The sequence below is a fragment of the Streptomyces canarius genome (assembly GCF_014650735.1).
Lineage (GTDB): Bacteria > Actinomycetota > Actinomycetes > Streptomycetales > Streptomycetaceae > Streptomyces > Streptomyces olivaceoviridis.
Genome location: NZ_BMVN01000110.1, coordinates 1 through 11626, shown reverse-complemented (window position 1 = coordinate 11626; position 11626 = coordinate 1). Strand labels below are relative to the sequence as shown.

The window sequence follows — 11626 nt, the reverse complement described above, 5'->3', positions numbered from 1 at the left end:
GACGCGCAGGAGGATGGGGGTGCCGGTGTCGAAGCGGAAGCGGTTGAGTGGCGGCTGGATGCCTGTGACGGTCAGGGTGTCGCAGTCGATCACCTTTTCCAGGCCGCTTTGCTGGTACCAGAAGTCGGCGGCATGGTCTTCGCCCTGGGCGTGGTGGTGCAGGGAGAGGCAGTAGGCGGCGGCCGGGTGTCCGGCGCCGGCGGCGTACTGCCACCAGAAGCGGGCGCCGTCTTCGACGTCGGCGAGCTGCAGGGCGCAGCCCAGGAGCCAGGCGCCGTGGGGTTCGGGGAGTTTGCTGGTGAGGAATTGCAGGTCGTCGGCGGTGATGGCGGTGACGATCGCTTCGCACAGCTCCTGCAGGTGGCCGGCGGCCGCATGGTCGGCGGGGCGTGGGGCCGGGTGGGGGGCGCAGGGTTCGGGTTGGAGGTAGGGGGTGTCGTGGTAGGCGACGGTGTCGCCGGGGACGTCGGGGTGGGAGTGGAGGCGGGCGCGGGCGAGGAGGGCGTCGATGGGGGGCATGACGGGCTGCTTCACTCCTGGGGGACGTCGGGGAGCAGGTGCTCGAGGGTGGCGCGGGCGTGGTGGTCGATGGCGTGGGTGATGGCCTCGCTCAGGCCGACGATGCCGGGAATCTGTTCGGGTGGTGTGGCGCACAGGTAGCGCAGGACGGTGATGTCCAGCTGGTCGGCGGGCAGGCGGCCGATGGCGTGGAAGAGGTCGGTGAGTTCGGTCAGGGCGACAAGGTGGCCGGGCATGTGGTCGTGAACTTCGGCGGTGGAGAAGACCGCGGCGCGCAGGTCGGGGTGGCCGTCGTGGTGGTGGGCACGGGCCATGACCCGGGTGCGGAGCAGTTGCCAGGCGTAGCGGGGGAGGTTGTCGCTGGTAGCGGCCTGTTTCCAGGTCAGTCAGAGGATGTCGAGGCTTTCCCCGACGACCCAGCCGGCGCGGTGGTCAGTGAGAAGGAAGGCGCGCGCGTAGGCGGTGTAGGTCGCGCGGACGGTGTCAGCGAAGGCCCGGTAGGGCAGGGGCGCGGCCTCGGGCTGGAGGGCAACCTGCTGGATGCTGCGCTTGATCCAGGCGCTGTCCTTGCCGGCTTCGCGGGCACCGCTCTGCCACAGGCGCAGCATCGGCTCCAGGGGCAGCCCCAGGGCGTGGACGACGCTGGAGGTGATCTGCCAGGCGGGGTAGTAGCCGTTGCCGCGAAGGAGTTGGCTGATACGGGTCTTGGAGTAGCCGGAGCGCTCGACGAGGTCGTCGAGGGTGAGGCCGGAAGCGAAGACGAAGTTGCGGACCGGCACGAGCCAGGCCCGGTGGGACAGGCCCGCGGTGGCGGAGATCAGGGCGGGTTTGCGGCCGCGTCTGCCGGAGGTGTCCGGTGGAAGCGGCTGGTCGGCGTCCGGGGGCCAGATCATCGGGGCGGCTCCTGTCCGTCGCCGACGACCGGCCCGGGAGCACCGGGGTGGTCGGGCGCGGTCAAGGCATAGGCGATCTGCTGCACGAGCAGGCCCAGAGAGGGGACCACGACGGCGACGGCCGTTTCGTGACCCAGCACGGTCATCACCGTGCTCCACGTGAGGACCACCGCCAGGACGATGGTCACCACCTTCTTACGAGCCATGGAATCCGGTTTCTCTTGACGATGCCACACCAACAGCCCTGCCTGGCAGCGGTGCTGAAGCACCGTCAGGGAGGCGAGGCTCAGCATGGACCGGCCCACAGCGTGTACGCCACGTGATCAAGGTGTTACGGAACAATGTGAGGCATCAGCCACCTCCCGCTACCCCCCGCCACCCTCACCCCAGAGTTCGAATAGCAGCCGATTCAACCACTTGAGGGGGAAACGCCACTTCTGGCCCCGCTCGGTCGTGCGTGGCGCATCATGGGGTGAGGGCGCCAACTTGACGCCGCACCACCGTGCGGCCCCCTGTGCTGAAGCAACACCCCAAGAGGGGGCCGCACGGCCAACTTCCCCAGCGCCGCCTGCCTGGCCTCAGCCTCCGACGTGCCGCCCGGAATCCGAAGGCCGCTGCCGAAGCGTCGGGCAGGGACGCCCTCGCATGAACTTCTCCCCTGCCCACGGCACAGCCGTAGGCGGGGCCCATCACGGTGCCGGGCCAGGTTGAGCCCGACTGAAACCGTGTCAGCGGGCCAGCGGGCCAGTGACGGGCACGTTCGGACAATTGTCGAGCACCTCGGCGAGCGCGGCGTGTTCGCCGGTATCGATGCTCAGGCCCCAACGGGTCTTGTCGGCCACCCAGTCGGTGACGTACTGACACCGGTAGCCGACGGCCGGTGGCAGCCACGTGCTGGGGTCTTGGTCGGCCTTGGACCGGTTAGAGGCAGCCGACACCGCGATCAGGGCGCGGTCGTCGCCGAGGTCGTTGGCGTAGGCCTCACGTTCCTTCGCGCTCCAGGCGGAGGCGCCGGAGTCCCAGGCCTCGGCGAGCGGGACCAGGTGGTCGATGTCCAGACCGCCGGGCCCCTGGATGAAGCGGTCGTCGTACGGGGAGAACCACGCTCCCCCGCTCAGCCGGCAGTTCGCGCCCTGCTCCGGAGCGACGACCGCCTCGGCCTGGAGGACCTCGGCGCGGGTGTTGCAGCCGTCCTTGTCGGCGTCGACCCAGTGCTTGAACTTCGTGCGCTCATACCCGGTGCGGTCCTCAGTGCGGACCGGAAGCTGGGCGAGGGCGTCCTGGACGGGCAGAGTGACGGTATCCCCCGGCGCGGTGGCGTCCGGGGCGGCGTGCGCGGTCGTCGGGGCGAGGAGTGATGCGCACCATCAGCCTCGTCGGCGTCGACGCCGTCATCGACTGCCGCGAAACCCTCCGCCAAGCCCTCACCAACTGACCGACCCCCGGCCCTCTCGAGTACTCCATACTGGCGGGATGGGCGCCAAGACCGAGCTGTCTCAAGCCGTTCCTGCCGAGGTGCGGCCCTACCTGACGGAGCTCGTACGCCGCACGCGCGCGGTGTGCGGCTCCCAGCTGACCGGAGTGGTCGCGGTCGGTTCCCTCGCGCTCGGCGACTACCGGCATGGCCGCAGTGACATCGACGTCACGGTCGTCGTAGAGGGCCCGCCTGAGGCCGCGGCCCTGCGGGCACTGGCCGACGCTCTCGATCACCGGCGGCTGCCGTGCCCGGCGGCGGGGCTCGAACTGGTCGTCTACGCGGCGGACTTCGCCCGTGTCCCGTCCGGGGAGGCCGGCTACCTGCTGGATCTCAACACTGGCACTCAGCTGCCGAGCCGGACCGCCTTCGACACGAGCGGGGGACCGTCGTTCTGGTACGTCATCGACCGCTCCGTGGCCCACCAGGACGGGATTGCGCTGTACGGGCCGCCCGCATCGCAGGTGATCGCGGCCCCCCGGCCGACGGACCTGTACACCGCGATCCGGGCCTCGGTGCGCGAGCACGGCGAGGGGGAGGGGCATCTCGCCGACAACCGGGTCCTCAACGGCTGCCGCTCCGTGGTCTACTGCCGCACCGGGCGCTGGTTCGCCAAACGCGACGCGGCCGGGCAAGTCGCCGCCGCGCAGGAGGACTTCCGTCCGCTGATCGAGGCCGCGGTCCGCAGCTTCGAACGTCCTCGCGCCGCCGCGCTGTCCCTGCCCGCTCCGCAGGTCCGGGCGTTCCTCGGCTGGGTGCGAGCCCTCGTCGACGAGAACGCCGCGGCGGTAGGCGCCTGACAGGGCATTGTCGCGGTGGACGACCACGAGGCCGCGGTATGCCTTGACGTCGTGAGGCGCGCAGTTTCCCGCGCAGCCTCCGGGCCGCTTCGGGATGTGGATGCCGGAGCCTTCCCCTGCCATCTTCGAGCGCGCAGGGGTCTGGGAGTCCGGCACCGTCACCCGGCAGCTCGACGCTCGTACGAGGTAGGCGAACCCCGATCAAGATCGTTCTCACCGGGAGTTCCTGTACCTCAACTACTCTGACCCGGTCCCGGCCCCCGCGAGGGCACGGTTCGGGCTCCCGGTAGCGTCGCCGGGACACTCGCGCCGAAGGAGAGGGCACCCACTCGTGAACCCGGGCATCGTCGGGCTGTTCGCCGTCACCAACATCGACGACATTCTGATCCTGTCGCTGTTCTTCGCCCAGGGCGCCGGCCGTCACGGCTCTGCCCGCCGGATCGTCATCGGCCAGTACCTCGGCTTCTCCGCCATCCTAAGGGACGCCAGCGGTTACACGCTGCGTTGCCTGTCCTGCGGCCACTTCGCGGCACTCGTCGCGCCTGGCAACGGTGGTGTGCGGCCCGTCGGATGCCTGCTGTGCGGCAAGGCGTACGACGACGTCGCGGAGGTGGTGGACGCCTACGGGATGGGAAGTTTCTACGAGGCGATCAGCGAAGGCGGGGAGCCGCCGGCCTACGAGTGCGCGGAGTGCTCCACGGGGCAGGCATGCGTTGTGCCGACCCAGACGGCCGACGAGCCGGACGGGCAGGTCCTGCTGTGCCTGCTGGGCGCGCATGCGCTCGAAGGAATGTGTGACTTCTGCCAGAGAGCGGCGGACTTCGCTTTGCTGGACATCCGGTACGCCAGGCTCTGACGGGTTCTCCGGTCACCGACGCCGCGTGCCGGACTGACAGCCGTCACCCAGAAACCGTCCGCCCGGAGGGGCGGCCCAGGGTGGGTGGTCATCCGGTTGCTTGCCAGGCATGTCCTTCATCCGCTGCAACCGCTCGTTCATGCTCCGAGCGGGCGGCTTCCAGCAGGCGTCGCCAGGACGCAAACAGGGGGCGCCGCCGCAGGAACCGCACCCTCCGCAACACGGGCCGGGCATCGGGCATTACCGTGCGGAATGCGCTGGTTTCGAGCATGCACCGGCACGCCGTCGACACCGAGCCCCCAGCCCTGGGTGTGGCTCGCCCCTCGGCGGTTCCTGCGCTGGGCAGGGCGTGCGGCAACTTGCGATCCTCGCGGCGGATCGCCACACGACGGGCAAGGCCGGGTGCGCGAAGGCGGTGACGACCAGGACGGCCGTGGTGCTGAAGGTGGCGAGGGGCCCGATCCAGCAGGAGACGAGCAGGACGGAGCCGGTCAGTAGCAGAACGGCGATAGTCACTGCGAGAGCCTGATCCTGACGGGCCGGGACGTCCGTGGACGCCGCGGACCCGGCGGCGGTGGTCGGTGGTACGGCGGACCAGGTAGTCGCGAGGCAGCGGCGACGGCGACCGCCGTGGTGAGCAGACGCCGCAGGCAGATGAGCATGACCGCGATTGCAGTGAAGCCGATGAAGTGTTCGGGTTTCCGCTCATGGCGCCGGTGCAGCCGACGGCACCCGGACAGCCACGACACGGTGCGCTCGACCACCCAGCGGTGACGGCCGATGCGGGGTGACCTCTCGACTCCGCGGCGCGCGATTCGCGGGACGATGCCGCGTCCCCGCACCCATTTCCGCAGGTGGTCATAGCCACAGCCCTTGTCGCCGTGCAGCTTGGCAGGCCGCCGTCGGCGTGGCCCCCGGCGGGCCCGGCCGGGGGCACAGGTCTTGCCGATGACCGTCTGGCCTGGGTGCAGTCATTGCGGGTGCATCCGAGAACACGAAGGTCGACCAGCGTGCCGTCCAAGTCGAAAAGGGCACGACGCATGCCGCCGACCCTCGCCTGGCAGATCTTCACGGGACCCGGTCGTAGGACAAGTCCCCGCAGTCCTCACCGGCGCACCCCGATGACGTGGTCGGTATGCCGTGTCGGCCACCGTTGGCTCGCCGGCCGGGCCCGTCAGCGAGTTCTTCAGACCCCGGGGTCACAGGGCCACGTCTGGATGGACCGGATCCGGTTGTCCCACGAGCCGAGGCCGCTGTACCAGCCCCAGGCCTGGATCTTGAAGGCGCTGCCGGCCCCGTAGTTGTACTCGGCGCCGCAGAACGTGGTGCCGGTCTTGTTGATGACGGACGAGATGTTGCTGCCCAGGAAGCCGTAGTACTGGCTGATGTTGTTGAGCTTCCAGACGTCGGCCCAGGGGACGCCGATGCCACTGCCCTGGTAGTTGCCCTGGTCCCAGATGCACAATGCGTACTGACTACCACACTTGTCGGATCCGGAGCCGATCCAGGCGTCGGCCGACGCCGAACCGGCGGTGCCGAGCGTGATGGCCGCGGCGGACGCTCCCGCCACCGCCAGAGTGGCGAGTCGTGTCCTGAGGTTCCCCATGCCCAGCCGTCCTTTCCCTGGCCCCGCTCCCGCTGCTCGGAAGTGGGTCGAAGTCACACAGGGAACACGGTGGGACGACGCGAGAAGGTTCAGCCGACCCCGCTGACTGGCTCGCGCTGGACGCTGGAGTGCGTGAGGTGGCCTGGCACCGCCCGCACTTCCTGCCGGGGTGGGAGCACTCCGCCTCACTGCCCGCCGACCTGGCTCAGCTCGGCGAGTCTCGTCTCGCACTCGCCCTCTGCCACCGCGACGGAAGGATCCGTCAGGAGGCGGTGCGTCAGTCGGTCCGATACCCCGGTCTGCTGCCGTTGGTCGTGATCCGCTGCGCCGATTGGGTCGGCCCCGTGCGCGAGCACGCCCGGAAGTTGCTGCGCGAGGCCCTGAACGTGGACTTGGCCCTCGGCCTCGCGCCGCTCATCCTCCGCGTCGGCCGCCGCGACAGAGGTGCCTTCTGCGTCGATGTGCTCGGCCAGATCCCGCGACAGGCATCCCACGGGCAGCTCGCTGTTCTCTTCGCTGACCCCGACCGCATCGTCCGGCGGTTCGCGTACCGGCTTGCCATCGAGGGCCAACTGCTCCATCCCGCTGAGCTGGCCCGCGCGGCCGCCGGGGACCAGGACACTGTGGTCCAGGACCTGTGTGCCACAGCGGCGCTCACGGCTCTGAGGGATGAGGATGCCTGCGAGGGTGTGCTGCCTCCACTGCTGTCTGCACGCAACCCGCGTACCCGTTCGGCCAGCGTTACAGCGCTGAGACGGGCGGGGCGGTCAGAGCAGGCGGAGCCGTTTCTCAGCGACCGTTCCGCGCTCGTGCGTGCCTGTGCCCGGTACGTCGTACGACAGCAGGGTGTTGACCCGGCGGTCTGGTACCGGGAGCAGTGCTCCAGGGTGCCGAGCTCGCGCAGCGCCTGGAACTCGTCGGCGCGGGCCGCGATCCGCTGCGCCTCGCGCACGGCGGCCTCACGGTCGGCGGCGGCCGCGGCTACGGCGGCGAGCTCGGCCTGGACAAACGTCGTCGACGTCCGGGTCGTAGACGGTGCCCGCCGGCGCGGCGGCGAGCAACTGGTCCAGGCGCTCCCACTCCGCGAGCTCCGCCCGGCCGCGGACCTCGTCGGCCAGGTCCTCGAACCGGGACGCCTGCCGCGCGTCGAAGCGGGCGTCCTCGAGGGCCGCCGCCACGGCGCCGGCGTCCATCCCCTTCGCCCGGCGCCGTACGACGCGCCGGCCGATGCAGGCGGGGTCGACCGGCTCCCGGGGTACGGCAACGCGCGGGGCGAGTGGACGGCGAACGGTACGCGGGGGCGGCCAGGGCGTGGTCATCTTCGGCCTCGCATTCATGGTGCGGATTCGGGAGCGGGCCGCCGTCAGAGCGCTGTCAGCGGACCGTATTCATCGCAAGGTGAGCGGGGTCTCGGATGCGACGCGGTTCAGCTTCTCCGGGTTGCGGACGTAGTACAGGCCGGTGATGCGGGCGTCCTCGACGCGGGCCGCCATAACGCCGTCGATCTCGCCGTCCAGGCGGAAGACGAGTCCTGGGCTGCCGTTGACCACGGCCGGACCAACGGTGATCGTGGCATCGGTCTTGCCGAGGCCGCCGGCCAAGAAGCGGACCACCTTCTCGGCGCCGATGATGGGCCGCAGCGCGGCCTGCTTGATGCCGCCGCCGTCGCTGACGACGACGACCTCGGGCGCGAGCACGTCGAGCAGCCCCTGCAGGTCCCTGGTTTCCAGCGCCCGCTGGAACGACTCCAGAGCCGCCCGGGTCTCGCTCACGGAGACCACCGAGCGGGGCCGACGGGCGTCGATGTGCCGGCGTGCGCGGTGCGCGATCTGGCGGACGGCCGCGGGGCTCTTGCCGACGGCGGCCGCGATCTCGTCGTAGTCGACGTCGAAGACCTCGCGCAGCACGAAGACGGCGCGCTCGGTCGGCGACAGTGTCTCCAAGACGAGCATGAGCGCCATTGACACGCTCTCGGCGAGCTCGACGTTCTCGGCCACGTCCGGCGCGGTGAGCAGCGGCTCGGGCAGCCAGGGGCCGACGTACGCCTCCTTGCGGCGCTTCATGGTGCGTAGCCGGTTGAGCGCCTGCCGGGTCGTGATCCGCACGAGGTACGCCCGCTGGTCGCTCACCTGTTCCAGGTCGACCTTGACCCATCGCATCCAGGTCTCCTGGAGGACGTCTTCGGCGTCGGCCGCCGATCCGAGCATCTCGTAGGCGACGGTGAACAGCAGGTTGCGATGGGCGACGAACGTCTCGGTCGCCGCGTTGGTGGCGTGGTCGCTCATATCTCGATCTCTCTCCTTCGCGGCGGGCCCTGGTTTCCGACGACGGTCGATTGTGCATCCCCGTTCATCGGTATCTGTTCGACCCGACCCACCTGTTCGGTGCGATCGGGTGCGGGGCGCCGTCCGGTGCACGGCTGCCACCTGCCGAGCCCGACCGGGCGGCACACACGTCAGCCGGTGAAAGGCTCAAGGACGAATCGACCCCACGCGATAAAGGCTGCGAGCACGAGATAGACCGAGTTCAGCATCACGAGCTTGCACTGACCGAGGCGGCCATGAGTGATCATCGCACCGACCATGAGCACAACCCAGCACACAGCGGTAACCGGCACCATGACCGGCGCGACGTCGACCAAAGCGGGCATGATCAGGCCCACCGCGGCCAGAAGCTCGAGGACCCCGAGGGCCTTGACGAAACCGTCGCCGGAGTCCTGGGTCCATCTCCCGCCCTCGTGCGCGGCGAGGTTCTCCTTGGGTATGAACGCCTTGCTGATCCCGCCGCCCAGGGCGACCGCGGCCAGCAGTCCGGTAGCTATCCACAGAGCGAGGTTCACGGGGTCGTTTCCTTGCCTTGTGCCGGTGACTGCGGTGTCGACCCGGCCGATCGTCAATGATTGGCCGATGTTGGTTCAGCGGTGGACAGCTGCCTCAGCGCGCTTGGCTCGCAGCAGCTGCCGGCGCTTGTCGTCCTTGAACCCCCAGGTGAACGAGCCGGGCTTGCGTGCCTCGTCCACCAGTTCCTTGACGACGCCCGTGCAAGCGCGCTCCTTGATCCCTGCGGCAAGGCGGCCGCCGATGTAGTACCTGTTCGCGGTGTCGTCCTTGGAGGCGATCTGTACGGTGGCGGCGCGACGGCCCAGGCCGATGCACTGGCCGAAGAAACCCACGTTGATGGCCTTGGGCTGCACACCCGTGATCCGGGCCAGCACCGTGTCGGCAGCGTGCGCTCCCAGCGGACGAGCGGTCTGACAGCTCATTCGCAGCGGCATGTCCGACGGTGCCGCCGAATCCCCGGCCGCGACGATGCGCTCGTCGTCCACGCTCGTCAACGTCTCGTCGGTGAGCAGGCGGCCCAGGGTGTCGGTGCTCAGCCCGCTGCGCGTGGCCAGGTCCGGCACGGCGAACCCGGCGGCCCAGATGGTCACCGCGCTCGGCAGCGCTCGGCCGTCACCGAGTTGCACGGTATCGCAGGTCACCGCCGTCACCTTCGCGTCGGGACCTTCGAGTACGGTCACCCCGAGCTTGGACAGGCGCTTGGCAACCGAGCGCCGAACCCGCGGATGCAGATACGGGCCGAGCACCCCGCCGCACACCAGAGTCACCCGACGGCCCTGCTCCGCCAGCTCGGCAGCGGTCTCGATACCGGTCGAACCAGCTCCCACAACCGTCACCGAGGCCGTCGCGGGCGCGCCGTCGACCACCGTCCGCAGCCGCTGCGCCTCCTCCAGGATGGCGATCGGGTAGGCGAACTCGGCCGCCCCGGGGACGCGCGGGTCGGCGCTGCCACTGCCCACCGCGTAGATCAGATAGTCGTAGCCGACCGTGCCGCCGCTCGCCAACGCCACGCTGCGCCCGGCCGCGTCGATCCGTGCCACGGTGTCGACCACCAGCCGGACGCGCTCGCCCAGGACCTCCCGGTAGTCGACGACCGCCGAGTGGGATCCGCCCACCACCTGGTGCAGGCGAACCCTTTCGACAAAGGACGAACGCGGGTTGATCAGCGTCACTGTCACGTCGTTGCGCTGCGTCAGACGATTGGCCGCCAAGACGCCCGCGTATCCGCCGCCGATCACGACCACATCGGTGTTCCCAGTCACGGTGTCTCCTTCGTTTCAAGGGGTTCGGGCACAAGACACCGCACGGCCGAGCACTGTGACAGCATGTGAGGTAGATCACTCCGCGGGGGCTCGGTACGTCGGAGTCCCTCGTTCGGAGCTGATGCTCCGGGAATGCGCGGCGCCCGGGGCGAAAAACAGCAGGAGCTGCACCAGCACTTCCGCGCCTCACCATCGCCGGCGTCTCCGGCGGACAGGCCGCCCTTGGATCGGGCCTTGAAGATCCACCATCGTGAAGTTGCTGGTCACGGGGCTGGTGTGAGTTGTGTGTCGGGTACTTGTGCTGATCGCGCCCTGCTCGTCCTGACCAGCATCGAGATCGCGCGCTGACAGACGGTCTTGACGCCGGACAACCGCCCGCGACCCCGACCACCGCATGGCGGCTACCTCATCGACCCTGGCTATCCTGCGGGCGGGACGTCGTACGTCATCACCCGCGGTACCCCGATCCGGCAACTACCCGCCTGAATCTGAGACCCGGTGTCGGCAAACGATCGAATGAAGAGAGGCGCCACGAGCGTCCAATGAACCCGGACTTCCCGGAGCCTCGATCCAATGAGATCCGATGGCGGCTGATGACAGAGTTTGCTGACAGCTAGGGTCGATACCTCGAGCCCTACGCCGAGGCGGCCCGCACGTGGCTGCACGCCGAGGCCGAGGTCGTCGACACCACGCACCTCACCCCCGCCCAGGCTGCCCAGCAGATCGCAGAGGCCGTCAAGAGTTGAGACCTTCCGGCGCCCGCACTCGCAGGTGACAACAAACGAGTTCGTGCACGGTAGGCGGTGAGGCGTCGAGGACTGCGACGGGGCTCAGTGTTCACATCTGCCGTGCCGAGGTCAGGTCCACAGTTTGCTGGTGGGACAGCAGGCCGGCAACGGCTTGGACCATGTCGCTCATGTGCTCGCGGCGGCCGAGGTGGCGGGCCAGTGCCCGCCAGTTCCCACGGTGCGGGCGTCGTCGGCGGTGCTGGTGCACTGGGTGCGGGCCGGGCAGGGGCGGCACTGGCTCTTGGTGAACCTGGCCACGAGCAGAGGTGCGCGGTGGGCGAGGAGGTCGGGTAGGTGCCGTGCCAGCCCGCGCTGACCTGCCCCTGGGGGCAGGTGACCTGCTGCTTGTCGTAGTCGATGTGGAAGTCGTCCCGGGCGAAGCCCTCGCCTCGGCGGTGCTGGCGGGTGGGGTTGCTCTTCAGCGGACCGCAGACGGTGACCTGGTGTTCACGGGCGGCTTGTTCCAGGTGGGGCAGAGAGGTGTAGCCAGCATCGACCAGGTGCTCGGCGGGCAGCAGGCCGCACCGGGCGAGGCGGGTGTGGATGCCGGGCAGGACCTGGCTGTCGTGGGTGGTGGCCGCGGTGGTG

At 69.6% G+C, this 11626-nt stretch carries 13 protein-coding genes and 3 pseudogenes; 4 read left to right on the top strand and 12 right to left on the bottom strand.

Features of this window, described 5'->3' with window-relative positions; genetic code table 11:
• The 5 genes and pseudogenes from IE294_RS45380 to IE294_RS45365 form a co-directional block, all read right to left on the bottom strand.
• Positions 1–519 (bottom strand): annotated as a pseudogene (locus IE294_RS45380) (hypothetical protein); the annotation flags it as partial.
• A gap of 11 nt (positions 520–530) precedes the next feature.
• Positions 531–833 (bottom strand): SigE family RNA polymerase sigma factor, encoded by a 303-nt coding sequence (locus IE294_RS48780; protein ID WP_229918155.1) that lies wholly within the window; start codon positions 831–833, stop codon positions 531–533.
• A 72-nt stretch (positions 834–905) separates the two neighbouring features.
• A complete protein-coding gene (locus IE294_RS48775) occupies positions 906–1412 on the bottom strand; it encodes a helix-turn-helix domain-containing protein (RefSeq protein WP_229918154.1) in 507 nt (168 codons plus the stop codon).
• Positions 1409–1618, bottom strand: a complete 210-nt coding sequence (locus IE294_RS45370) for a hypothetical protein (RefSeq protein ID WP_189895182.1) — start codon at positions 1616–1618, stop codon at positions 1409–1411. Before IE294_RS45370 ends, IE294_RS48775 begins: the two co-directional genes overlap by 4 nt.
• 522 nt (positions 1619–2140) lie before the next feature.
• Positions 2141–2704 (bottom strand): HNH endonuclease family protein, encoded by a 564-nt coding sequence (locus tag IE294_RS45365; RefSeq protein WP_189895183.1) that lies wholly within the window; start codon positions 2702–2704, stop codon positions 2141–2143.
• Positions 2705–2885: 181 nt separating this feature from the next.
• Between IE294_RS45365 and IE294_RS45360 the strand changes: the two genes are divergently transcribed.
• Together IE294_RS45360 and IE294_RS48770 are read left to right on the top strand one after the other, a co-directional pair.
• Positions 2886–3686, top strand: coding sequence for a nucleotidyltransferase domain-containing protein (locus tag IE294_RS45360; RefSeq protein ID WP_189895181.1), 801 nt, complete (start codon positions 2886–2888; stop codon positions 3684–3686).
• A 331-nt stretch (positions 3687–4017) separates the two neighbouring features.
• Positions 4018–4542: a hypothetical protein gene (locus IE294_RS48770; RefSeq protein WP_229918153.1), complete on the top strand. Its 525-nt coding sequence runs from the start codon at positions 4018–4020 to the stop codon at positions 4540–4542.
• Between the two features lie 638 nt (positions 4543–5180).
• Here IE294_RS48770 and IE294_RS45350 read toward each other — a convergent pair.
• From IE294_RS45350 to IE294_RS45320, 7 genes and pseudogenes are all read right to left on the bottom strand, one after another.
• Positions 5181–5485: pseudogene (locus tag IE294_RS45350) on the bottom strand (IS5/IS1182 family transposase); the annotation flags it as partial.
• 243 nt (positions 5486–5728) lie between these two features.
• Positions 5729–6148 carry a hypothetical protein gene (locus tag IE294_RS45345; RefSeq protein ID WP_189895180.1) on the bottom strand — a complete coding sequence of 140 codons (420 nt, stop codon included), beginning with the start codon at positions 6146–6148 and terminating at the stop codon, positions 5729–5731.
• A gap of 185 nt (positions 6149–6333) precedes the next feature.
• Entirely contained in the window at positions 6334–6729 is a 396-nt protein-coding gene (locus IE294_RS45340) for a hypothetical protein (protein WP_189895184.1), read from the bottom strand.
• Positions 6730–7107: 378 nt separating this feature from the next.
• Entirely contained in the window at positions 7108–7485 is a 378-nt protein-coding gene (locus tag IE294_RS45335; protein WP_229918152.1) for a hypothetical protein, read from the bottom strand.
• A gap of 51 nt (positions 7486–7536) precedes the next feature.
• Positions 7537–8433 (bottom strand): RNA polymerase sigma-70 factor, encoded by an 897-nt coding sequence (locus tag IE294_RS45330; RefSeq protein ID WP_189895179.1) that lies wholly within the window; start codon positions 8431–8433, stop codon positions 7537–7539.
• Between the two features lie 170 nt (positions 8434–8603).
• Positions 8604–8987, bottom strand: coding sequence for a DoxX family protein (locus IE294_RS45325; protein ID WP_189895178.1), 384 nt, complete (start codon positions 8985–8987; stop codon positions 8604–8606).
• A 75-nt stretch (positions 8988–9062) separates the two neighbouring features.
• Positions 9063–10250, bottom strand: coding sequence for an NAD(P)/FAD-dependent oxidoreductase (locus IE294_RS45320; RefSeq protein WP_189895177.1), 1188 nt, complete (start codon positions 10248–10250; stop codon positions 9063–9065).
• A gap of 620 nt (positions 10251–10870) precedes the next feature.
• On the opposite strand from IE294_RS45320, the pseudogene IE294_RS48765 reads away from it, so the two are divergent.
• A pseudogene (locus IE294_RS48765) lies at positions 10871–10996 on the top strand (ATP-binding protein); the annotation flags it as partial.
• 401 nt (positions 10997–11397) lie between these two features.
• The coding region (locus tag IE294_RS48760; RefSeq protein WP_229918150.1) for a hypothetical protein at positions 11398–11626 on the top strand (229 nt) is incomplete at its 3' end.

Bases quoted from the DNA above. Each gene is read 5' to 3' on its own strand.
- IE294_RS45340 (WP_189895184.1), bottom strand. From the start codon at position 6,729: ATGGAGCAGTTGGCCCTCGATGGCAAGCCGGTACGCGAACCGCCGGAC.
- IE294_RS45345 (WP_189895180.1), bottom strand. From the start codon at position 6,148: ATGGGGAACCTCAGGACACGACTCGCCACTCTGGCGGTGGCGGGAGCG.
- IE294_RS45360 (WP_189895181.1), top strand. From the start codon at position 2,886: ATGGGCGCCAAGACCGAGCTGTCTCAAGCCGTTCCTGCCGAGGTGCGG.
- IE294_RS45335 (WP_229918152.1), bottom strand. From the start codon at position 7,485: ATGAATGCGAGGCCGAAGATGACCACGCCCTGGCCGCCCCCGCGTACC.
- IE294_RS45370 (WP_189895182.1), bottom strand. From the start codon at position 1,618: ATGGCTCGTAAGAAGGTGGTGACCATCGTCCTGGCGGTGGTCCTCACG.
- IE294_RS45330 (WP_189895179.1), bottom strand. From the start codon at position 8,433: ATGAGCGACCACGCCACCAACGCGGCGACCGAGACGTTCGTCGCCCAT.
- IE294_RS48780 (WP_229918155.1), bottom strand. From the start codon at position 833: ATGGCCCGTGCCCACCACCACGACGGCCACCCCGACCTGCGCGCCGCG.
- IE294_RS48775 (WP_229918154.1), bottom strand. From the start codon at position 1,412: ATGATCTGGCCCCCGGACGCCGACCAGCCGCTTCCACCGGACACCTCC.